A 23,166-nucleotide genomic window follows, 5' to 3' on the forward strand; every position below is an offset into this window, starting at 1 on the left:
AACCGATGATTGAAGCTGATCGCCTAATACAACCACACGTTATCGAACCTATAGAAGTCATTGATAGGGCGATGCGTCCTAAACTTTTGGACGAGTATACTGGGCAAGATGATACTCGCGCACAGTTGAAAATCTTTATTGAAGCCGCGCAAAAGCGTGGCGAAGCGTTAGATCATATGCTGATTTATGGTCCTCCGGGTCTTGGAAAGACAACATTGGCGATGATTGTTGCCAATGAAATGGGCGTGAATATAAAGTCTACATCAGGGCCTGTGCTAGAAAAGGCGGGTGATTTAGCGGCTTTGTTGACTAACCTTGAAGAGAACGACGTTTTATTTATTGATGAAATTCATCGATTAAGTTCGGTAGTAGAAGAGATTTTGTATCCCGCGATGGAAGACTACCAATTAGATATTATGATTGGTGAAGGACCAGCGGCGCGTTCTATTAAGCTGGATCTACCGGCATTTACATTAGTGGGAGCCACCACAAGAGCCGGTTCATTGACCTCTCCGTTACGGGCGAGATTTGGTATTCCGCTGCGCTTAGAGTTTTACAACGTTAAAGATTTATCCACCATTGTGCTCCGCTCTGCAAAAGTGATGGACTTAGAAATTGACGAAGAAGGCGCGGTTGAAATAGCCAAACGTTCTCGTGGTACACCTCGTATTGCCAATCGTTTACTGCGGCGAGTACGTGACTTTGCAGAGGTTAAACATAGTGGAGATGTGACCAAAGTGATTGCAGAGTTAGCCTTAGACATGCTCGATGTCGATGCGGAAGGTTTTGATTATATGGATCGAAAACTACTTCTTGCCATTATCGACAAATTTATGGGTGGCCCTGTAGGGCTTGATAACTTAGCGGCAGCCATTGGTGAAGAGCGCGAAACGATTGAAGACGTACTGGAACCATTTTTGATCCAACAAGGATTTATACAAAGAACGCCACGTGGACGTATTGCAACGCAACGGGCCTATAACCATTTTAATATGATCCAACCAGAATCTAAATAAACATTCCGTTTACTTCACTGTTTAAGCAATCGCGTTATGATTGCTCTTCAATCCGCAATATATACTGTAGGTGCTTATCACCTGCAGTTGCATTTTTTAACCGTAACCACCTTTTAACCCATCAGAATTATTTCCGGACAACGCCTGAGTTCTCTAAACTCATGGCCGGAAAGGGCTTGTAAGTGTTGTTTTTATCTAAGCTGCAACGTTTTTAGATTTAGTTTATGCTTATTGGCTAATTGAATGGGGGCTCCGTATCCGATGTGACTCATTACTTTCCTTGATAGTCATTATTATCGAGCAGTGTTGCATCGAACGAACGGCTAATTCCCTTTCCCATTAATGACAACAGTGGACAGCCCCTCATTCTTAATGGGTGTTGAATATTTTAGTGGCGGGGTTTAGACATGTTGATCAACGTTTAAGTGATACTTGTGCGCGTTCGAATACAACTTTAGGTAAAATCAAACTGCAAAATCGTGAGGTCGAACTGTCAAAACCATTGGCGCACATCATGCCTACGTCGAATCTATCCCTGTACTTTCTAATGGTACCTAAGAGCAACAATTCACCCTTTCAAATTATGTAGACAGTCATCTATACACTGTAGTTTGAGTGACAGTGATGAACTCAAGGTGATTCCAGCCTATGTTGAATATTTCGCCGTGATTATTTCAGCGTGATTGATGCTCTGTGATGTAATGGGTCTAAATCTACAATTCGGCAGCTTAGTTATCTATCAATTGTGAGTATTTATTCTAATTCATAAATGTTACTTCTAACATCTGAAGTTATAACATCTGTTGCTGATACGTGTGGATTGATGTGTGTTTGTACGCCCTTATGTTGTCAGCGGTAACAATCCCAGTGTGAAGTATTGTTTCAATTCTGAACGGTTTCTTGCTGGCTAGTCTATTTCTGCATAAAAAAGCATGAGCCAACTCTAATAATTGACCATATATGTGGCCTTTTTACTAAAAAAACAAAAGAATAAATGTGATCTGTGTCACGCTTTGTTTATTTTGATGGTTAATAAAAGGTTACTGGCTCAGCAGGTGTTTACACCAATATATGGGTGCATTGCGGCTTATTACTCTGCCTTGTTGGGTTATTGCTTTCATGAAAAACGACCGGCTCGATTTTTGATTACTTTATTTACCATATTGGTTAACAAGGCAAAGTGAATGGTTAACGATTTGGTGGATTGACGGCATAAACGTGAAATTGCAGTATCTCTAGCAACGTCACTGATAACAAATGACGTGCATATAAAAATAATTAAGCTAGGGAGTACGACATAAATGAACAGACCATCGAAATTGGCCTCTGCAATAAAGTTCGGATTGATCGCATCTGTATCTACATCAGCAATTACTGTTTCTACAGCAGCCTACGCTGAAGAGGAAGCTAAAGTAGAGCGTATCGCTGTAACCGGCTCCCGTATTCAACGACAGGATATGGAAACAGCCTCTCCAGTTACCGTTATTGACGCAGCAACAATTAAAGCTGAAGGCTTTACTTCTGTTGACCAAATGCTACAAGCACAAACTTCTATGGCTGGTGCTGCTGTTGGTTCAAGTACTAACAACGGTGCAGACGGTGTTGCTCAAGTTGACCTTCGTGGTATGGGCTCACAGCGTACGTTAGTATTGCTTAACGGTCGCCGTATGGTTAACTCAGGTTCAGGTGCTGATAGCGCTGTGGATCTTAACTCTATCCCTGTTGCAATGATTGCACGTGTAGAGATTCTAAAAGATGGTGCATCAGCAGTCTATGGCTCTGACGCTATTGCAGGTGTTGTTAACATCATCACTAAAAAAGATTTTGATGGCTTCCAGATAGATGTAACTGGTGGCATGACTGATAAGAGCGACGGTGAAAACGGCGAAATCAGTGCTCTTTACGGTTTTAATACCGATACAGGTAACTACACATTCGGTGCTGCTTACTCTGAGCGTCGTGGTGTTGTTCAATCTGATCGTGACTGGACAGATCCAGGTAACAGTTCATTTACACCAAATGGCGGCATTGTTGGAAATCAATTGGATGAGAATGGAAATCCAATACTAGATGACAAAGGCAACAATAAAACAGAAGTTAAGAATAATGATGGCACTGCGTGGGTTCCCCAAGGGCAAGGCTATGATTATACCCAAGACAGTTTTTACCAGACTCCAAGTAAGCGTTACAGCTTATTTGCTAACATGACTCAAGAGCTTGGCAATGAGCTAGTGCTAACGGGTGATATTCTTTACACCAAGCGTAAGTCAAACCAGCAGTTGGCGCCTCAGCCAGCAAATTTACAACTAGATGTCTGTAAGACAGGTCAAGATCCATTAACTTGTGCAGAGATTACGCCTGAAATGGCAGCTGGCGGTATTGTTGCTGATGATAAAGGCGAGATAAACTACAGAAAACGTATGAATGACGTTGGTCCTCGTGTTTATACTCAGGACACTGATACATTACGTGTCTCAGCTGCTCTTGCAGGTTCAATTGATGTCAATACCGGTATGGACTGGGATATTTCCTATACTTACGGTAAAAACAAAGCTGAAACAGCGGTAGAAAACTCGATCAATGCATCAATCATGACAGATGCAATCTATGCCGATCAAGATGCATGGTTTAGTGGCCAGCCAATGACGGACCAAGCATTACTTGATAGTGTTGCTTATACTGAAAATGCTGATGGCGGTAACGAGCAACATGTATTCTCCGCGGGTCTAACCGGTGAGCTTTTTGACCTTGATGCAGGTGCTGTAGCTTACGCTATCGGTGCAGAATACCGTTATGAGAGTGGTTTCTATAATCCAGACCCAATTGTGGTTGCAGGTGAAAGTACCGCTGCTCAACAAGATCCTACTGATGGTAACTACAACGTAATTTCTGTTTTCCAAGAAGTCAGCGTGCCTTTTACTGATAAGCTAACCGGTGAATTCGCGCTTCGTTTCGACGATTACTCTACATTCGGTAACGCATCGACTTGGAAAATTGGTCTAACATACGCAGCGACTGATGACTTAATGATCCGTACAGTTGCGGCGACAGGTTTCCGTGCACCAAGTGTCAGCGAGCTATACGGCGGAAACTCAGGTTCATTCGATTATCTTAAAGATCCATGGGGTAATGAGCAAGACCCACAGATCTTAGTTATTCGAACCTCTGATGAAGATCTTAAACCTGAAGAGTCAGAGTCTTACACTGCGGGTTTAGTGTATTCGCCTAGCTATGTTGATGGCATGTCACTGACTGTCGATTACTGGCGCTTTAAAGTGAAGAATGCAATTGCACGTATGGATACCCAAAATGGTTTGAACAACTGTTTTGCGGGTGACCAAGCAGCGTGTGAAGCCTTTAATATTGGTGCAAACGGTGATCTAGATAACCTTACCAATTCACTAACTAACGTCGGTTACCAAGACACTAGCGGTATCGATTTTAACCTAGCGTATAGCTTTGAAGTGTTAAACCTAGACTGGACCGTTAGCAATGACACCACTTACTTGCTGAACTTTGAGCAAGATGGCGTAGATTACACTAATACTATCGATGGTAACTTCGGTGCATATGCTCAAGTACGTAATAACTTTAGCATCAAAGCCGGTCAAGATGATTGGAATGTTATGTACTTCAACCGTTACATCGGTGAGATGGATGACTTAGGCGAAGGCACTAAGGTTGATGCGATTCTTTACCATAACGTTTCAGCAAGCTACTTCATCAACGACGCTTGGATGTTAAGCGCTGGTGTTAAGAACTTGACTGACGAAGAGCCTTCAAACGTCTCTAACGGTAGTGATGGCGGTACCGTACCAGAAGTTTACGACACAATTGGTCGCCAGTACTATGCAGGTGTAACTGTTAAGTTCTAAAGTAACCAAAAAATAAAAAGCGCCGAAAGGCGCTTTTTTTATATCTTTAGAAAAGGAGAAATTTAAAAGAGGCCGTTATCCCAAGCCTTGCTGAGATGAGCTCATTTGGATTAACTCGATCTTATAACCATCAGGGTCTTCTACGAAGGCAATGACAGTACTGCCGCCAGCAACGGGACCCGCTGGACGTATAACTTTAGCGCCAGCGTTGGCTATTGCTTCACAACGGGCATAAATATCTTCTTCACCTATGGCTATATGGCCAAAAGCGTTACCCATGTCATATTCTTCAGTCCCCCAGTTATAGGTCAGTTCAATCACCGCACTGCCTGTAGACTCTTCATCGTAGCCAACAAATGCTAGGGTATATTTGTATTCACTATTTTCGCTTTTACGTAATAATTTCATGCCCATAACTTGGGTGTAAAATTCAATACTGCGCTCCAAATTTCCTACGCGTAACATGGTATGTAGTAACTGTGCCATTTCGTCCTCTTTATTTGTTGTTTTTTCTCATTGAATTATATCGAAAATATAGCCGATGGATACTGTTTGTTATTAGGATAGAGTTTTGACTACATTAGACCGTGCGCAGATCACAAAACGTTTAAATTAGCCTGATAAAGTCTCATTTATCTTATAGTATTAATTAACTTATTCGAGGAGTTACCGATGCAAACTGAACTAAAAATGTCGCTAGGACTTAGCGTTATTATTGCGGTTGGACTGTCTATTTTCTTTATCAATATGTTTTAAAAAAAGCCGCGAAAGCGGCTTTTTTATGGGTAATATTTATCATAAACCGTGAAGGTGTTATTAATCTTCAGGGTAAATTTTGTCTTTAAATTCACACAAGTCTTCAATTATACAGCTGCCACAGCGAGGCTTTCTGGCAATGCAGGTGTAGCGGCCGTGTAAAATCAACCAGTGATGTACATCAACTTTAAACTCAGTTGGCACCACTTTTAACAGTTTCTTCTCGACTTCAACGACATTTTTACCCATCGCAAACTTAGTACGATTTGAAACTCTGTCAATGTGAGTATCTACCGCGATGGTAGGCCAGCCGAATGCGGTATTAAGTACTACGTTAGCTGTTTTTCTACCAACGCCAGGTAGCGCCTCTAATGCTTCTCTATTTTCGGGTACCACACCATCATATTGCTCGACTAAGATCTCACAGGCTTTAACGACATTAATTGCTTTATTGTTGTATAAGCCAATGGTCTTAATATACTGCTTGAGTCCGTCAACCCCAAGGGCGGCAATACTATGCGCTGTATTAGCGACAGGAAATAATTTTTTTGTTGCTTTGTTAACACTAACATCGGTCGCTTGAGCTGAAAGTGTCACTGCCACTAACAGCTCAAATGGACTTGAGAAATTCAGCTCAGTTTCAGGATGAGGGTTGTTATCTCTAAGTCGCTCTAAAATAATGCGCCGTTTTTCTGTGTTCATATGCCAGTATCCATCGATGTTATTATTATTTTGAAGATGATATTTTTAGATTAAATGAACCTGTATTAGTTAACTTTCGTGATCCTAACGCGTGTTGGCGCTGCTTCCTCAATCTTAGGCTGTCTAGCCTCGAAGTAACTATCAATTACATTTTTAAGCGCGATCAGCAGTCCAATTCCGATAAAAGCACCGGGTGGAAGCATGGCTAACAAAAAAGTGGTATCGACTTGCCAAAGCTGGATCGTTAACCCTTTTGCCCATTCACCTAATAACTGGTCCGCACCGTAAAAGAGCGTACCTTGTCCCAATATTTCACGGCTAGCACCTAGTACGCAAAGTACGAGAGTAAAACCTAATCCCATCATTAATCCGTCGAAGGCTGATTTTGCTACGTTGTTTCGCGAGGCAAATGCTTCAGCTCGGCCAATGATGACGCAGTTGGTCACAATCAGTGGTAAAAATATCCCTAGCGACAGGTAAAGACCATAGGCATAAGCATTAATGAATAGCTGAACGCTGGTGACCAATGCGGCAATGATCATTACAAACACCGGTATGCGGATCTCTTTCGGGACAAAATCTCTCACTAAAGAGACTAAAATGTTCGAACCAATCAACACCAGTAATGTCGCCAACCCAAGTCCTAACGCATTGGTTAAAGTGGCTGTAACGGCGAGCAACGGACATAAGCCCAGTAATTGAACTAGCCCTGGGTTGTTCTTCCAAAGTCCTTGCCAGGCTAACTCTTTATAATCACTCATTACCTACCTCACAGTTAGCGGGCGCATCTAATAGTTCGTCTTTATGTGCATTAAAATATAGCGTGGCTTTTTTAACCGCTTTTACGAATGCTCTGGGTGTAATTGTAGCACCAGTAAATTGGTCTATCTCTCCGCCATCTTTTTTTACATGCCAGCGTTTATCTTTGTCTGACAATATCGATAACCCTTTGAACGAAGATACCCAATCTGATTTTCTTCGCTCGATTTTGTCACCTAAGCCAGGGGTTTCTTGATGTGAAAGTGTACGCACGCCTAACACGGTGCCTGACTTATCTAAGCCGATGATAATTCTAATGTCGCCGTTGTAACCATCGGGTGCAACAGTTTCAATTGCGATGGCAATACCAATACCCTCTTTTGTAGCAATATAAGCTGGAAGGGGCTTGTCAGTGCCTAGGAAATCAACAGATGTAATGGTTATGCAATGTTCTGTGAGCTCGTTATCATGTAATTCATCAGGAATTATCTGATGTAACACTCTTGCCAGCTCAATCTGTTCCTGTTGCTTTATTTTAGCAAATGTAAGCTGGTTGACTACGGCGACTAGTCCGGTGCAAAGCAGGGCAAATAGTGCGAGTAACAAACCATTTTTTAACATTGAATTTTTCAAAATATTGTCTCTAAACTGATTTTCAAAATATAGCCTCTAAACACAGTCTTGATGGCACCTATTTGACTTAAGTTCCGCTGTTTTACTCGCCATTTAACGGCGATTAGTTTCCAGATCGATGCCCGTAGCTACGTGGTTTTACATAATAATCGATGAAAGGTGCACATAGGTTCGCCAGTAAAACCGCGAAGGCAAATGCGTCTGGATAGCCACCATAAGTACGGATAACATAAACTAATACTCCGATTAAGGCACCAAATAGCAATCTACCTCGTACGCTGGTTGCAGCGGTGACCGGATCGGTGGCGATAAAGAATACGGCCAGCATCGTTGCGCCTGAAAACAGTTGGAATAATGGACCAATGTGTGTGTCTGGGCTTAATAAGTAACCAAAGCTACTGCATACAAAAAGAGAGGCAATAATGCCGACACTTATCTGCCATCGGATAACTTTTAATTTAAGCATGGCGAGGCCGCCAAGTAAGTAGGCAATATTTACCCAAAACCAACCTACGCCGTAACCGTCAGAGAAAATGGCTTTCGTTAGGCTTTCTGTAATGGTTAATCCAAGTGATAAGTCAGTCTTTACTGTATCGAGAGGCGTTGCCATTGCTATGCCGTCAAAACCCAATTTGTATATATTGAGTTGCTCTGACGTCATGGTTCCAAAAATGGCTTTGAGTGTTAACCCTAAATCCATTGGCGTTGACGCTAATGATAACGGTACTGCCCAACTGGTCATTTGTACTGGAAAGGAGATCAGTAACATGACATAGGCTGCCATCGCGGGATTAAATATATTTTGCCCTAAGCCACCGTATAGGTGTTTGACGATGACAATGGCAAAGACAGTACCTATCACTACGACCCACCAAGGTGCTATTGAGGGGATTGAGACCCCGATTAATAACGCCGTAAGGACCGCGCTATTGTCGCTTATGGTCGGTCGAACAGGACGCTTTCTTAGCTTGAGTACGGCTGATTCACTGAGCAAAGCAACAGCAATCGCCAGTAATACTTGGATCAAAACACCCCAGCCAAAAAAGTAAAACTGGGTAGCGATACCGGGGAGTGCACACAAAATGACTCTTCGCATCACACTTTGGGTTTGCAGCTGCACTTTTAAGTGTGGCGATGAAGCTAACTTAAATGCCATGAATTATTCCTTCTCTTCCAATTTGGCTTGCGCTTTTTTTGCTTTCGCCTTGGCGACAGCTGCAGCAATACGGGCTTTTTTGATATCCTCTGGTGACAGTGCTATTTCTGTCAGAGTCCCTAAATCGTTATCTAGCACGCTACTTTGCGTCGGTGCTGACGCATCAATAACAGCGGACTGCTTTTTTGCTTTCGCCTTGGCGATAGCTGCAGCAATACGGGCTTTTTTGATATCCTCAGGGGACAGTGCTATTTCTGCCGGAGTAACTGAATCGTTTTCTAGCACGCTATTTTTTATAATCGCTGATGCATCGATTACGGCAGATTGTTTTTTTGCTTTCGCCTTGGCGACAGCTGCAGCAATACGGGCTTTTTTGATATCCTCTGGTGACAGTGCTATTTCTGTCAGAGTCCCTAAATCGTTATCTAGCACGCTACTTTGCGTCGGTGCTGACGCATCAATAACAGCGGACTGCTTTTTTGCTTTCGCCTTAGCGATAGCTGCAGCAATACGGGCTTTTTTGATATCCTCAGGGGACAGTGCTATTTCTGTCGGAGTAACTGAATCGTTTTCTAGCACGCTACTTTGCGTCGGTGCTGACGCATCAATAACAGCGGACTGCTTTTTTGCTTTCGCCTTGGCGATAGCTGCAGCAATACGGGCTTTTTTGATCTCTTCAGGCGAGAGCTGTAACTCTGTTTTAGTGACCAATTCAGCTACTACCGCGTTGTTTTGAACTGGCTCTGCATCAAGCTGTCGTAGTTTCTTTGCCTTGGCGCGGGCCACTTTCGCTTTCTTTTCGTCTACAGCATCTACAGAATGAGCTTCTTCTGTAACGTCGAGAGACTTCACCACCGTTGTGTTTTGTTGTGCCTTTTTGGCTTTTGCTCTGGCAATGGCCGCGTTTATTTTAGCTTTTTTATCATTGCTCTCGTCGACTTCTACATCGTCGGAGTCCGCTGGCTGTTTATTCGTTGCAGCAGGAGAGGCTTTCTTAGCCTTTGCACGAGCAACCGCGGCGGCTATTTGCGCCTTTTTATCTTGAACAGCGTCCGTTGCAGTGGTGTCTCCAGCATTCGACTCGGCGGCTTTCTTCGCCTTAATGCGTGCCATGGCTTCTGCCACCGCATTGTTGTCGGTGCTCCCCATGTTATTTTTACGACGTTCGGCAGCTTCTTTTGCTTTAGTTTCTCGAGCGAGTTTTTCATCTTCCAGTCGTTGCTGTCTCGCATCAAAACGTTGTTTGGCTAAATCCGCCTGTTTTTTCTCTTCAGATTGTGTACGCAGTGCAGATTTAGCGACGCGATAATATTCAACTAATGGAATGTCACTTGGACAAACATAACTGCAGCAACCGCACTCAATACAATCACGAAGATTAAAGCTAGCGGCTTTGTCATATTCTTCTGCTTGAGCATGCCAAAAAAGCTGCTGTGGTAATAGCAATGCAGGGCATACTACGGCGCATTCTCCGCAACGAATGCAAGGCATTTCATGTTGTTCTTCTGCGATCTCTTCACTGCTTGGCAATAATACACAGTTGGTCCCTTTAAGCACCGGCGCTGCGACATCAGGTAATAAGTGGCCCATCATTGGGCCGCCGATAATGACTTTATCTTGGTTTAGATCGCCTTTAAAGCCGTTAGTGTGAAGAATATGCTCAATCGGCGTGCCTATCGGCATCCAGTAGTTACCAGGATTTTCGCTATTAAGTCCAGTAACCGTGACCACTCTTGATGTGAGTGGTTTTCCATTAATGACAGCATCTTGTATTGCGTATGCGGTACCGACATTTTGTACCAGCATACCAAGCTGGGCGGGTATTGCGCCTGAAGGTACTTCTTGACCGGTTAAAATTTGGATTAACTGTTTCTCACCGCCAGATGGGTATTTTGTGGGTACTTTTGTGATCCTAACTTGGTCACTGGACAGTTCGCTTCGATTGAGTGAATGCTGCATTGCTTCACTGGCTTCGGGTTTATTATCTTCAATGGCGATAATGATCCGTTTAGGGGTCAATAAGCGTTCAATAATGGCGATGCCGGACAGGATTTGATCGCTATGCTCTTGCATTAATCTATCATCGGACGTGATGTAAGGTTCACACTCAATACCGTTGATGATCACGAGCTCAATGTCGCTCGCTGGTCGTAGTTTTATGTGGGTCGGAAATGCGGCTCCACCGAGGCCAGCTATACCAGCGTCTTGGATCTTTTTTAAGATCTGTTGATTGTCCAACGCGGAAACGTCACTGGTAATGGCTTCGATAGCTTCATCTTGTCCGTCAGCGGCGAGCACACAGCTTAAAACAGGTAAGCCAGACGCATGGTTGCTGGGCATCTGTTTAATGGCTGTAATGGTACCTGAAGTCGGTGCGTGCACAGGACAATGAGAGAAACTGGTGCCTGTTGTCAGTGCTTGGCCTTTTAATACCCGCTCACCGGCGTTGATACTAAGCAACGCACTATCGCCCACTTGTGGAACAGGAATGACAAATTGCTTTGCTAAGGGGAAATCGGCAATAGCGGTCTTATTTGATAGCGTTTTTAACTCTGGGGGGTGGATACCACCATGCGAGCGCCAAAGCGTTCCTTTATCAACTTGTTCTAATAAAGTTAGCACTGCGGATCCTCTTGCACTTGTGTTACTGGAATCGCATTTAATTGCCAATTCCAGGTCTTAGTTGTTTGTTCGATGGGAAGCATATCAATACAATCTACAGGGCAGGGAGCAACGCATAGATCGCAACCGGTGCAATAATCGATAATGACAGTATGCATCAGCTTTCCTGACCCTAAAATGGCATCGACAGGGCAAGCTTGAATGCATTTAGTACATCCTATGCATTCGTCTTCACGTATATAGGCGACTTTTTTCTCTTGGACTTCCTCTGTGGCGTTGAGAGGCTCAGGATCTACGCCAAGGAGATCAGCAATCTTCTCCATTGTGGCAGTGCCACCCGGGGGGCATTTATTGATCTTATCACCATTGGCAATAGCATCAGCATAAGGCTTGCAACCCGGATACCCACATTGACCACATTGTGTTTGGGGCAGTAATGCTTCCACTTGCTCTGCAAGCGGATCTCCTTCAACTTTAAATTTTTCAGCGGCAAATCCCAGCAAAATACCAAAGACAAGCGCGAGTACTGTGAGAACAACAACAGCAATGACAATACCTGACATGTTTATTTAACCAACCCTGTAAAGCCCATAAATGCAAGGGACATAAGACCCGCGGTTACCATTGCGATAGCGCCACCTTGAAACGGGGCGGGTATATCTGCAGCGGCGAGTCGTTCACGCATTGCTGAAAATAGGATCAAGACTAACGAAAATCCAACCGCTGCACCGAAACCGAATATGGCAGACTCAAAAAAATTATGGTCTTCATTAATATTGAGCAGGGCAACACCAAGTACTGCGCAGTTTGTGGTGATCAAGGGTAAGTAAATACCTAACGCGCGATGTAATGAAGCACTTGTTTTTTGTACTAACATTTCGGTAAATTGAACAACCACGGCGATAACTAAAATAAAGCTCATTGTCCTCAAGTAACCGAGATCAAAAGGTAATAGCAGGTATTGGTTTACCAGATAGCTGAGAATAGACGCGAGCGTCAACACAAATGTGGTCGCCATGGACATACCAATAGCAGACTCAAGTTTGCTGGACACCCCCATAAAAGGGCATAAACCTAGGAATTTTACTAATACAAAGTTATTGACCAGCACCGTGCCGACCAACAATAGGAGATATTCACTCATCTCAATTCATTTTTTAGACAATCTTAGCGCTATTATCGGCTTTTCCGACACTATAAACAACACAAAGAAAACAAGGACAAATAAATTTGATTTCTTGTGGGTGAAATTAACGCACTATTTCAATTTTTCGCTCTTACTCACGGTGATTAACGGCGTTGGCTTCGCAATATAGTATCCTTGAAGCCCATCGAGTAATAGCTGCTCCATGGCCAATTTTTCTTGTTGATTTTCGACGCTGGTCGCAATCACTTTAATCATCAGTTTTCTTGCTATATCAATGATCATTTTAACAAAAAACTGATTATGTGTGTCCGAAATAATACCTCGAGTATAACTACCATCTAACTTGATAAAGTCTGGGCGAACATCTTTAAAAAACTTGAACGAGGTAAAGCCGAGACCAAATCTTTCAATCGATACTCGAGCGCCAACACTATGCACTTCATTGATGAAATGATACGTCGCAGATAAGTTGGTTTGCATCCCCGATTCACTGACTTCAAAAACAAGTCTAGCGGCCAAATGTCGTTGGCGAACCAAAATGTTTTTGAGCCAAGCGACAAAGCTTTCTTGGTTTGCGGATGATGAGCTGATATTGATCCCAAATAGGCCCGTAAGCGAAGGCATATTAATGAGCGTGCTCAGCGTTTTTAATATCACTAGTTTATCAAGTTCTTCGCTCATGCCATGGCGCTCTGCCATCGCGATAACCGTGGTAGTGGGTAAGAATTTACCTTGATCGTTGTAAAAGCGAGACAACAGCTCTCGGTAAGATTCAATATTAGTTCGGCAGGGACGAATAGGCTGAGCGTAAAATTTTATCGCTTTCCGTTTTAGAATATCATCGATTGCGATTTTCCAACGGCTATCACCAAACAGTTCATCACCCGACAGCTTCTGCTGTACATGAAAACTATTTGGGCCAAGTGTTTGCGCAATACTGACGGCAGTATCGGCTAATGTCATTAATGACACGGGATCACAGCCTTGCAGATAAGGGCATAAACCTATGTAGGCGACAGAATCGGTGCCCAAATTTTGTTGGTACTCATCAAAGGCAACTTTAAGCTCCTCGATAATAGTGGTGCCATCTTTTAAGGATATGTCGGGTAATATGAGTGCAAAATCAGCAGTCGATATGCGATAAAAATAAGCATTGGGTGATTTAACTAAAGACTTTCTGATGTGGTTGGCTATGCGTGTTAAATAATCATCACCCGCTTCACGCCCATGTAGCTGGTTGATGACGGCAAGCTCAGTCGCTCTAACGATAGCCAGTACACCTAATTGTTGGCTGTTAGGCAAACATATTTCATTTAACTTTTCAGTGAATTTAGCGCGTGTACCGAAGCCCGTGACTGGGTCCTGAAAGGCGACCCTAGTGAGCTTTTCATGGGCATCATTAAACTCATCCACTTTAGCTTTTAGATTGCTTTGGCATGACTCTAGCACTTTTGCTAATGGAGTGAGCTCTCCCTTTAATTTAGATTTTTGAATCGCATGGAAAGTAAAATTGGGTAAGTCATCGATTATTTTGCAACTGTAGCGCAACTTTTTAGCGTGGAGTGCCGCGAGTAACACATTAAAAACACTGATGAGTAGGAAGGTGCCCCAAATTAACAGCAGTTGATATTGAAATCGATTGGATACTGCAGTGAGCTCTTTGTCTATGGCAAGCTTGACCTGTAATCGACCATTAGCGAGTGTTCGGGTTAACGGGATATCAATCTGATATATATTTTTAATAATACTTCTACTTTCAGCAAGTAACTTGCCGTGAGTGAAGCTATTGTCACTGTCATTGGTGTCGATGTATTGGAAGAACTGAAAATTAAAACTCGTCGTCAAATGTTGGTATAACGCCTTGCCATTGCCTTGCCAATTGCTTTGGGTCGCAATACTTGCAGTATATTTTGTGAGTTCTTGCTCGCGACTATGGGCAAAATCAGCTTGATTGATTGAATAGGTAATGAAGGTGAGCCCGCAGAAAACGAACACTAAAAAAAGTTGAGAGTATCTGAAGCTGGTCATAATGAGTCCATTCACAATCATAGAAGACAAAATTGTTCTAAAAAGGTGTATCTCTATGGGTATTATAAACAGGTTTTAGATTGAATATCAGTTGCTTTGTTTGATGAGTGTTTTATTTGAACGATTATTTCTTGATTATCGAGAGGCTTGTTATGGAAAAGCAGAGATTAATTTAGATAAGGTTGGCTCCCCAGACTGGACTCGAACCAGTGACATACGGATTAACAGTCCGCCGTTCTACCAACTGAACTACAGGGGAATCACAGTACTACCTATATCAAACTTATCTTTAAATTGGCTCCCCGGACTGGACTCGAACCAGTGACATACGGATTAACAGTCCGCCGTTCTACCAACTGAACTACAGGGGAATCGCTTTAAATCTAAATCTTAAATAAAATGTTGGCTCCCCGGACTGGACTCGAACCAGTGACATACGGATTAACAGTCCGCCGTTCTACCAACTGAACTACAGGGGAATCGCATTTTACTTCTTTTACGCTGATAAAAATGTGGCTCCCCGGACTGGACTCGAACCAGTGACATACGGATTAACAGTCCGCCGTTCTACCAACTGAACTACAGGGGAATTGCATTTTTACCAATATTTAACGGTGATATAAAAGTGGCTCCCCGGACTGGACTCGAACCAGTGACATACGGATTAACAGTCCGCCGTTCTACCAACTGAACTACAGGGGAATTGCTCTTTTATATTACCAGATAAATATCTGATTAACTTAAACTTTGGCTCCCCAGACTGGACTCGAACCAGTGACATACGGATTAACAGTCCGCCGTTCTACCAGCTGAACTACAGGGGAATCGTTTAAGTTATGTCTCGTTGAAGACGGAGCGCATATTAAATGGCTCTTACTACTGAGTCAACTCGACAATGGAAAAAAAGTGAATTTATGCGGTTAAGTGTTCATCAAATGTGCATCATGGTGATGAATGCACCATATTTGTCATTAACTGAACAGCTAGAACGCAAGTGAATGAGTTAATCGTAGTTTTCGATTACTTTCAAAGTATATAGAGAAAAACAATGCTTCAAACAGAAGAGTACGAGCACTTCATATGTAATAAAATTACAAAATCTTGCTACATAAAGCTTCAGTAGCAGTATTGGTTAAAAGTCCCGCTATAACAAGGCTAGAGTGAGTTATCCACTAAATCTGTGGATAAGCCTGTGGGTTAAGTGAAAAAATCGGTTGCTAAGGCCTATGAATAGGGGCTTGAGCTTAAAATGAGCAATTTTGTCGAGTTTTTTTTTTATTGTTTAAAAACAGACTGATGTAAAAATCAACAGTTAATTTTTTGCCATTCAGGGGGTGTTGCCAAATTGTAACCGCTTATTGTGGTCGAATTGTGAATTAAAGTGCCTGTTCTAGGCCGTTGTAGCCTAATCCCCTTTGCTAAGTACTTGATTGTTATCTTGTCACAAACTTTCATATGATTAATCATAAACGGTAATAACATTGGTGTAAGAGCGTTTAGTAAGAAGTACATTCTGCTGAGCGCATTATTTCTAATATAAAGCGATGCTTATAAACTTTGTGGTGGTCGATATTCGTTAGATTGGATTAAAGGTGGAAAACTAGCCCATAAGAGTTGAACTGACCTTAAACGCTCATGATATCAATGCGATTAATGTGAAGGCTATGTACAGGGCTCACTTTGGATAGCCGTATATATAGCAATAACCTCTGCTGTTACCTACATTGTTGAATCTTCTGTATCGGTGATAATTTTACGGTTCATGCCATCTTAGTGTTAAATAGGGTAAAATGCGCCCAAGTAAAATGAGGAAGCATAACCTAGTGTCTGAATCTGTATTTCAATTGGAATCGCAATACCAACCTGCGGGCGATCAACCTACGGCAATTAAACAGCTTGTCGATGGATTAGAGTCTGGGGTTGCCAGTCAAACCTTATTAGGTGTTACTGGCTCAGGAAAAACGTTTACTATCGCCAATGTGATAGAACAAATGTCTCGACCGACTATTATTATGGCACCCAACAAGACACTGGCAGCTCAACTCTATGGTGAGATGAAAGAGTTCTTTCCACATAATGCCGTTGAGTACTTTGTTTCTTACTATGACTATTACCAGCCTGAAGCTTATGTTCCCTCTACCGGTACCTTTATCGAAAAGGATGCCTCGGTCAACGCACACATTGAACAGATGCGTTTGTCAGCAACCAAGGCACTGCTCGAGCGTAAAGACGTAGTCCTCATAGCCTCTGTTTCTGCTATCTACGGCTTGGGTGATCCAAAAGCCTATATGAAAATGTTATTGCACCTTCGAGAAGGAGCGATAATGGAACAGCGCGATATGCTGAAACGACTCAGTGAACTGCAATATAAGCGTAATGATACCGATCTTCAGCGCGGTACTTACCGTGTTCGCGGTGAGGTTATTGACGTATTCCCTGCAGATTCCGATAAACATGCCATTAGAGTAGAGCTTTTTGATGATGAGATTGAGCGACTGAGCCTGTTTGATCCGTTAACGGGGCACATTGTTAAGCGTATTGCCCGTATTACCGTATACCCTAAGAGTCACTATGTTACGCCGCGTGAATCTATACTCGCCGCAACAGAGTACATCAAAGAAGAGTTAAGAGACCGTAAGAAGCAGCTACTGGAACTCAATAAGCTGATTGAAGAGCAACGTATTACCGAGCGCGTGCAATATGATATTGAGATGATGACAGAGCTCGGATATTGCTCGGGGATCGAAAACTACTCACGCTATCTCTCGGGACGAGCTTCGGGCGATGGACCACCGACCTTGCTCGATTACTTACCCAAAGATGGTTTATTAATTATCGATGAGTCTCACGTGACCGTTCCGCAAATTGGGGCGATGTACAAAGGTGACCGTTCTCGCAAGATGAACCTTGTTGAATATGGCTTTCGCTTACCATCAGCACTTGATAATCGTCCGTTAAAATTTGAAGAGTTTGAAGCCTTAATGCCACAGAGCATTTTTGTATCAGCTACGCCGAGTGATTATGAGATTAATAAATCAGACGGCGAAATTGCTCAACAAGTCGTGCGGCCGACGGGCTTGTTGGATCCTGAGATTGAAGTGAGGCCGGTAGGGACTCAGATTGACGATCTACTCTCAGAAATTGCTAAGCGAGTGGCGGTTAACGAACGAGTGCTAGTTACGACATTAACCAAAAGAATGTCTGAAGATTTATCTGAGTATTTAGATGAACATGGAGTCAAAGTCAGATATCTGCATTCGGATATCGATACTGTTGAGCGGGTTGAAATCATCAGAGATCTCAGACTCGGCGTGTTTGATGTGCTGATTGGCATTAACTTACTGCGTGAAGGCTTAGACATGCCTGAAGTGTCATTAGTGTGCATTCTCGATGCAGATAAAGAGGGCTTTTTGCGCTCAGAGCGTTCACTTATCCAAACAATTGGCCGTGCTGCACGTAATGTGAATGGTAAAGTCATTCTTTACGGTGACCGCATAACTAAGTCTATGGATAAAGCGATTACCGAAACCAATCGCCGCAGAGTGATGCAACACCAGTACAACCTTGATAATGGAATTACCCCTAGAGGTGTTATTAAGCGTATTACCGATGTTATGGATGTGGGTGATAGCAAACAGTATGGTAACTCGCGCAAGGTGGCAGAGCAGGGCGCTGACTATCTGGTTAAACCCGCCGATATTAGCCACGAGATTGATAAGCTTGAGAAACAGATGCATGAGCATGCTAAGAATCTTGAATTTGAAGAAGCTGCAGCGGTAAGAGATCGAGTGGGTCAATTGCGAGAGCAGTTTATCAAAGCGTAGCCATGAACCGTGATGATATAGAGAATGAAAAATAGGGACCTAGTCCCTATTTTTTTAACTTCCTAACGGCATATACTGAGGCTAAACAGATAAGACCACTAATCAGTCCGACAAAATGTGCTTCAGTTGCCACTCTCGCGCCGATAAGCGCGGTGACTTCGCTACTGGCACCGTATGTTTGTTCATAGAAAACTTTTAAAATCACCCCTAGCGTAAGCAAGTAACCTGTTTTCAATCCTTTAGTGATATCAAGTACAGCACCATAAACAAATAATCCGTGCAGCATGCCACTGAGGCCGACATAGCCTTTAGTCTCAGGAAAAAACAGTAACAGCCCAATACCTTGCATTAAACTTAAAGCGACGATAATAACCGCGAGCGATTTAGCGCGGTAATGTTGCTCATGTAATAACAGTATCACCCATAAACCGGCCAAGTTCATGACCAAATGCCAGGCGTTGGTGTGCAGAAAGTTCCCGGTTAACAATCGCCAGTATTGGCCATCAAAAATCAGATCACGCCGATAAGCTAAAAGATCATCTAAGCCCAAATAAAAAAGAGCAATGCAAATGATGCTAATAATGGCAGCCACAGCGTAAGGGCTTTTTACCATTGTTGTTATTTGGTGCATTTAACCGCTAATTGCGCTTGAATATCTTTTGGGTTTGCTAAATATTCATCTAAGCCGCGTTGACGTAACAAACACGCAGGACAGGTACCACAACCATCACCTTTAAGGCCGTTATAGCACGTTAAGGTTTGCTGGCGCACTAACTCTAGACTATCGTATTTGTCAGCAAGAGCCCAAGTTTCGGCTTTATCAAGCCACATTAAAGGCGTGCTGATCTCTAATTGTCTATCCATTCCCTGCATCAATGCTGTTTGCATCGACTTGATAAATTCATTTCTACAATCAGGATAACCAGAGAAGTCTGTCTCGCATACGCCAGTAATAATGACGTCAGCATCAAGCTGGTAGGCATAGATCCCCGCAAGGGTCAGAAATAGAATATTACGCCCGGGAACAAAAGTATTTGGAATTGAATTACTATCTTTGTTTTCTTCGATAGGTATATCACGAGTCAATGCACTGACAGTTAGGTCATTGAGTATTCCAACGTCGAGTAATTTATGGCTTATGGCGCCCAACTGTTTAGATAAAGTCTTTGCTATTTCTATCTCTTGACTGTGACGCTGACCATAATCAAAGGTCACAGTGTGGACTTCATCATATTGGGTGAGTGCTTGAATAAGACAGGTAGTAGAATCTTGACCACCACTAAAAACGACAACAGCTTTGGACATAGTAAGGCTTCAATTTATATTTCTAATGAGAACTGACAGTTTAACGCAGCATCGCTCGCTTTTAAACTACTTGCGACTCGGTTAAAAATCCTCTATAAATGCCGCCCTGCTAATCACGAGGTAAATTAGATGAACTATCCAGTCAATGAAGTGTTTGAAACAATACAAGGCGAAGGCTATTTTACCGGTGTGCCTGCTATCTTTGTCAGGCTTCAAGGTTGTCCTGTTGGCTGCGCATGGTGTGATACCAAACATACTTGGGAGTTAGTGGAGAGTAATCGGGTTAAGCCTGAATTAGTTATCCAAGTTGACGGCACAATAGGTCGCTGGTCTGAGCTTTCAAGTGAACAGCTTGTCAGTGCTTTTAAGCAGAAAGGCTTTACAGCAAAACATATCGTGATTACTGGTGGTGAGCCATGTCTATATGACTTATCAGAATTGACCGCATATTTGCATGACAATGGTTATCAAACACAGATAGAAACCAGTGGTACATTCGACGTTCTATGCGACAGTGATACCTGGGTGACAGTCTCACCTAAAATTAATATGAAAGGCGGTTATAAGGTCTTAGCGCAAGCACTTGAGCGCGCGAATGAGATAAAGCACCCTGTTGCGACCAACAACCACATTGAAGAGCTTGACCAACTGTTGGTTAATATCGACGTTGAAGATAAAACAATTTGCCTGCAACCTATCAGCCAAAAGCCAAGAGCAACTGAACTGGCGATGAAAACCTGTATTGAGCGTAATTGGCGTTTATCGATACAGACCCATAAATACTTAAATATTGATTAGTCAGTAATATACTAATAAAGGTATAGCAAAAAGCCCTAGTGAGAGTGATTTCACTAGGGCTTTTTAGATCTTGTTTACAGACTATGTTTTAGAGGGGCAATCTAGCACGCTAGTCATACTAAATTGCTTCAGAGCGTCATTATAAGGTGTTAAGTCACCAATGTTAGCTTGCACCCACTCAGGACTGTAATAAGTATCTAGGTAGCGCTCACCAGAGTCACAGATAAGAGTAACGATAGAACCTGTTTGTCCCTTCTTAGCCATTTCAGAGGCTAACTGCAATACGCCATACAGGTTAGTGCCGGTTGATGGACCCGTTTTGCGACCAATGATGCTCTCTAGCCAATAGATGGTCGCTATAGATGCTGGATCAGGGATTTTACGCATTTCATCAACGACACCCGGGATGAAAGAGGGTTCAACTCTTGGTCGGCCTATACCTTCTATCTTACTGCCGTTAACACAAGTAATTTTTTTATCGCCATTGTTGAAATAGTCGAAGAAAACTGAGTTTTCAGGATCGACAACACAAAGTTTAGTGGCTAACCGTTGGTAGCGGATATAGCGTCCTATTGTTGCTGAGGTGCCACCCGTGCCAGGGCTCATCACTATCCAAGTAGGAATTGAATGTTGCTCTTTTTCCATCTGGTTAAAAATAGCGTTGGCAATATTATTGTTGCCGCGCCAATCAGTCGCACGCTCTGCGTAAGTAAACTGGTCCATATAATGGCCATCAAGCTCTTGCGCTAGTCGTTCTGATTCGGCATAGATTTTACTTGAGTGGTCAACGAAATGGCATTGTCCTCCGTAGAATTCAATTTGCTGAATTTTTGTCTTAGCGGTACTACTTGGCATGACTGCGATAAAGGGCAGTCCAAGTAAACGAGCAAAGTAGGCTTCTGATACCGCGGTACTGCCTGAAGATGATTCTATCACCGTGGTGTTCTCTTTTATCCAGCCATTACATAAAGCGTAAAGAAAAAGAGAGCGGGCCAGACGGTGCTTTAAACTACCAGTTGGGTGGGTACTTTCATCTTTCAGATAAATATCTATTCCGCTCAAACTCGGTGTTTCGAGTTTGATGAGATGAGTGTCAGCACTTCGTTGAAAGTCAGCCTCAATTTTTTCGATGGCTTGATTTACCCAATAATTGGTCACGTTAAGGCCTTAGCTGGTAGTAACAAAGCTAAATCATAGTGAAATTGATCAGGGATTGGTAGTAGAAACGGTAGATAAAAATCAGAAATGAGGTTTGGCAACGTTAAGTAAGCTAATGATTAACCTTGATTTTACAACTTTGATAGTTTTAATTATGAGATGGATATCATAGGAATAAATGAATTTGATCTTTGGCTAGAGAAGTAAGAAGTGGTGGAGGGAGAAGGATTCGAACCTTCGAAGGCTGAGCCGTCAGATTTACAGTCTGATCCCTTTGGCCACTCGGGAACCCCTCCACATTTTTCTTACTTTCATTCTGTCCACAATATTGGCCTACTGTGGTTAACTCTTAACTCTTAACTCTTTAAAGTAAAGTGGTGGAGGGAGAAGGATTCGAACCTTCGAAGGCTGAGCCGTCAGATTTACAGTCTGATCCCTTTGGCCACTCGGGAACCCCTCCACATTTTACTTTAATCTTACCCACAATATTGGCCTACTGCGGTTAACACTTAACACTTAACACTTAACACAAATCGTAAATAGAAATGGTGGAGGGAGAAGGATTCGAACCTTCGAAGGCTGAGCCGTCAGATTTACAGTCTGATCCCTTTGGCCACTCGGGAACCCCTCCACGAATATCTTTCTACTAACTAATTGTGCGCAAATGGTGGAGGGAGAAGGATTCGAACCTTCGAAGGCTGAGCCGTCAGATTTACAGTCTGATCCCTTTGGCCACTCGGGAACCCCTCCTCAATTGCGGCGGCAATAGTAGTCAGATTTTTTCCCTGTGTAAAGCTTAAATTTGAAATAATGTCTAAAGTATTTGGTTAAGTGGTCGATTAACTATCAACAGGTTGTTTTGTAGGTTTTTTTTTATGCTAATCGAGTGTTATGCAAGCAGTTAACCCTTTAGTTAATGAATTACAGTTAGGCTCACGTCTTAACAGTGCTGTCGAGTCGAATCGTCGTGGTGAGTTTGCTTTATTGCTTTCTTTGCTATCTGCCGATGCTAGCGATATGGCACAGTTCCAAACACCTGAGTTTAAACAGGTAGATTTACGCGCTAAATTCAACTTAGGCGAAAGCCAGCCGTTGATAAACCTACTTAACAGTGACACCCACATTACCAATAACTGTGCTTCATTCCAAAACGGTGGCACCACCTCGTTCAGATTAGCCAATGCTATCCATGAAGAAGCGCTGGTTATTCGGCGTAAAGAACCGCTAGAGATGGAAGAGGTTATTGCGAACTGCGAGCTCAACGCACGTCTTCGTCATCAAAACATATCTGTGGAACACCCTGTAAAACTCAACCATTTTGTAGATCAACTGGTTATGCAACGTCAAATGAGTGAATTAATTGCTCAAGTTTGAGAATGATCCCTTT

General features: G+C 42.8%; 17 protein-coding genes and 10 tRNA genes. 5 read left to right on the top strand and 22 right to left on the bottom strand.

Translation table 11 applies throughout. The annotated features are described in order from the left end of the window. The first annotated feature begins 5 nt into the window (after nt 1-5). Both ruvB and CXF83_RS11865 read left to right on the top strand, forming a co-directional pair. Entirely contained in the window at nt 6-1,016 is a 1,011-nt protein-coding gene (gene ruvB, locus CXF83_RS11860; RefSeq protein ID WP_101092047.1) for a Holliday junction branch migration DNA helicase RuvB, read from the top strand. A 1,301-nt stretch (nt 1,017-2,317) separates the two neighbouring features. Beyond that, nucleotides 2,318-4,891, top strand: a complete 2,574-nt coding sequence (locus CXF83_RS11865; RefSeq protein WP_101092048.1) for a TonB-dependent receptor — start codon at nt 2,318-2,320, stop codon at nt 4,889-4,891. A 75-nt stretch (nt 4,892-4,966) separates the two neighbouring features. Here the strand turns inward: CXF83_RS11865 and gloA are convergent, their stop codons facing one another. The 15 genes from gloA to CXF83_RS11940 all read right to left on the bottom strand — a co-directional run bounded on the left by gloA (nt 4,967) and on the right by CXF83_RS11940 (nt 15,518). Next, entirely contained in the window at nt 4,967-5,377 is a 411-nt protein-coding gene (gene gloA / locus CXF83_RS11870; protein WP_101092049.1) for a lactoylglutathione lyase, read from the bottom strand. Between the two features lie 330 nt (nt 5,378-5,707). Continuing rightward, the gene (gene nth / locus CXF83_RS11875; protein WP_101092050.1) at nt 5,708-6,349 is read right to left on the bottom strand and encodes an endonuclease III; all 642 of its coding nucleotides are present in this window, start codon (nt 6,347-6,349) and stop codon (nt 5,708-5,710) included. 65 nt (nt 6,350-6,414) lie between these two features. Further along, nucleotides 6,415-7,110: an electron transport complex subunit E gene (locus CXF83_RS11880; RefSeq protein WP_101092051.1), complete on the bottom strand. Its 696-nt coding sequence runs from the start codon at nt 7,108-7,110 to the stop codon at nt 6,415-6,417. Beyond that, nucleotides 7,103-7,741, bottom strand: a complete 639-nt coding sequence (gene rsxG / locus CXF83_RS11885) for an electron transport complex subunit RsxG (RefSeq protein ID WP_101092052.1) — start codon at nt 7,739-7,741, stop codon at nt 7,103-7,105. The genes CXF83_RS11880 and rsxG overlap by 8 nt, the downstream gene beginning before the upstream one ends. A gap of 103 nt (nt 7,742-7,844) precedes the next feature. After that, nucleotides 7,845-8,897 (bottom strand): electron transport complex subunit RsxD, encoded by a 1,053-nt coding sequence (gene rsxD / locus CXF83_RS11890; RefSeq protein WP_101092053.1) that lies wholly within the window; start codon nt 8,895-8,897, stop codon nt 7,845-7,847. Nucleotides 8,898-8,900: 3 nt separating this feature from the next. Beyond that, entirely contained in the window at nt 8,901-11,519 is a 2,619-nt protein-coding gene (rsxC, locus tag CXF83_RS11895) for an electron transport complex subunit RsxC (protein WP_101092054.1), read from the bottom strand. Beyond that, nucleotides 11,513-12,082, bottom strand: coding sequence for an electron transport complex subunit RsxB (gene rsxB, locus CXF83_RS11900; protein WP_101092055.1), 570 nt, complete (start codon nt 12,080-12,082; stop codon nt 11,513-11,515). Before rsxB ends, rsxC begins: the two co-directional genes overlap by 7 nt. 2 nt (nt 12,083-12,084) lie before the next feature. Beyond that, on the bottom strand, nt 12,085-12,663 hold the full coding sequence (rsxA, locus tag CXF83_RS11905; protein WP_101092056.1) for an electron transport complex subunit RsxA: 579 nt from the start codon (nt 12,661-12,663) through the stop codon (nt 12,085-12,087). Nucleotides 12,664-12,777: 114 nt separating this feature from the next. Then, entirely contained in the window at nt 12,778-14,694 is a 1,917-nt protein-coding gene (locus tag CXF83_RS11910) for an EAL domain-containing protein (RefSeq protein WP_101092057.1), read from the bottom strand. Between the two features lie 183 nt (nt 14,695-14,877). After that, nucleotides 14,878-14,953: transfer RNA gene (locus CXF83_RS11915), tRNA-Asn, on the bottom strand. A 36-nt stretch (nt 14,954-14,989) separates the two neighbouring features. After that, nucleotides 14,990-15,065, bottom strand: a tRNA-Asn gene (locus tag CXF83_RS11920). A 32-nt stretch (nt 15,066-15,097) separates the two neighbouring features. Further along, nucleotides 15,098-15,173: transfer RNA gene (locus CXF83_RS11925), tRNA-Asn, on the bottom strand. A gap of 34 nt (nt 15,174-15,207) precedes the next feature. Beyond that, nucleotides 15,208-15,283 (bottom strand) — tRNA-Asn (locus tag CXF83_RS11930). Between the two features lie 37 nt (nt 15,284-15,320). Next, nucleotides 15,321-15,396 (bottom strand) — tRNA-Asn (locus CXF83_RS11935). Nucleotides 15,397-15,442: 46 nt separating this feature from the next. Beyond that, a tRNA-Asn gene (locus CXF83_RS11940) sits at nt 15,443-15,518 on the bottom strand. Nucleotides 15,519-16,517: 999 nt separating this feature from the next. Here CXF83_RS11940 and uvrB point away from each other — a divergent pair. Beyond that, nucleotides 16,518-18,518 carry an excinuclease ABC subunit UvrB gene (gene uvrB, locus CXF83_RS11945; RefSeq protein WP_101092097.1) on the top strand — a complete coding sequence of 667 codons (2,001 nt, stop codon included), beginning with the start codon at nt 16,518-16,520 and terminating at the stop codon, nt 18,516-18,518. A gap of 46 nt (nt 18,519-18,564) precedes the next feature. On the opposite strand, the gene rrtA is transcribed toward uvrB, so the two are convergent. Both rrtA and queC read right to left on the bottom strand, forming a co-directional pair. Continuing rightward, the gene (rrtA, locus tag CXF83_RS11950) at nt 18,565-19,131 is read right to left on the bottom strand and encodes a rhombosortase (RefSeq protein WP_101092098.1); all 567 of its coding nucleotides are present in this window, start codon (nt 19,129-19,131) and stop codon (nt 18,565-18,567) included. Nucleotides 19,132-19,136: 5 nt separating this feature from the next. Then, nucleotides 19,137-19,823 carry a 7-cyano-7-deazaguanine synthase QueC gene (gene queC, locus CXF83_RS11955; protein WP_101092058.1) on the bottom strand — a complete coding sequence of 229 codons (687 nt, stop codon included), beginning with the start codon at nt 19,821-19,823 and terminating at the stop codon, nt 19,137-19,139. Between the two features lie 129 nt (nt 19,824-19,952). Between queC and queE the strand changes: the two genes are divergently transcribed. Further along, nucleotides 19,953-20,621 carry a 7-carboxy-7-deazaguanine synthase QueE gene (gene queE, locus CXF83_RS11960; RefSeq protein ID WP_101092059.1) on the top strand — a complete coding sequence of 223 codons (669 nt, stop codon included), beginning with the start codon at nt 19,953-19,955 and terminating at the stop codon, nt 20,619-20,621. Between the two features lie 81 nt (nt 20,622-20,702). Here the strand turns inward: queE and CXF83_RS11965 are convergent, their stop codons facing one another. The 5 genes from CXF83_RS11965 to CXF83_RS11985 all read right to left on the bottom strand — a co-directional run bounded on the left by CXF83_RS11965 (nt 20,703) and on the right by CXF83_RS11985 (nt 22,529). Then, complete coding sequence (locus CXF83_RS11965) at nt 20,703-21,779, bottom strand: PLP-dependent cysteine synthase family protein (RefSeq protein ID WP_101092060.1); 1,077 nt, start codon at nt 21,777-21,779, stop codon at nt 20,703-20,705. A gap of 211 nt (nt 21,780-21,990) precedes the next feature. After that, nucleotides 21,991-22,075, bottom strand: a tRNA-Tyr gene (locus CXF83_RS11970). Nucleotides 22,076-22,154: 79 nt separating this feature from the next. Next, nucleotides 22,155-22,239 (bottom strand) — tRNA-Tyr (locus CXF83_RS11975). 86 nt (nt 22,240-22,325) lie between these two features. Continuing rightward, nucleotides 22,326-22,410 (bottom strand) — tRNA-Tyr (locus CXF83_RS11980). Nucleotides 22,411-22,444: 34 nt separating this feature from the next. Next, nucleotides 22,445-22,529 (bottom strand) — tRNA-Tyr (locus CXF83_RS11985). 141 nt (nt 22,530-22,670) lie between these two features. Here CXF83_RS11985 and CXF83_RS11990 point away from each other — a divergent pair. Then, nucleotides 22,671-23,153 carry a VC2046/SO_2500 family protein gene (locus tag CXF83_RS11990; RefSeq protein ID WP_101092061.1) on the top strand — a complete coding sequence of 161 codons (483 nt, stop codon included), beginning with the start codon at nt 22,671-22,673 and terminating at the stop codon, nt 23,151-23,153. Nucleotides 23,154-23,166: the final 13 nt, after the last annotated feature.

Source organism: Shewanella sp. Choline-02u-19, assembly GCF_002836205.1.
Lineage (GTDB): Bacteria > Pseudomonadota > Gammaproteobacteria > Enterobacterales > Shewanellaceae > Shewanella.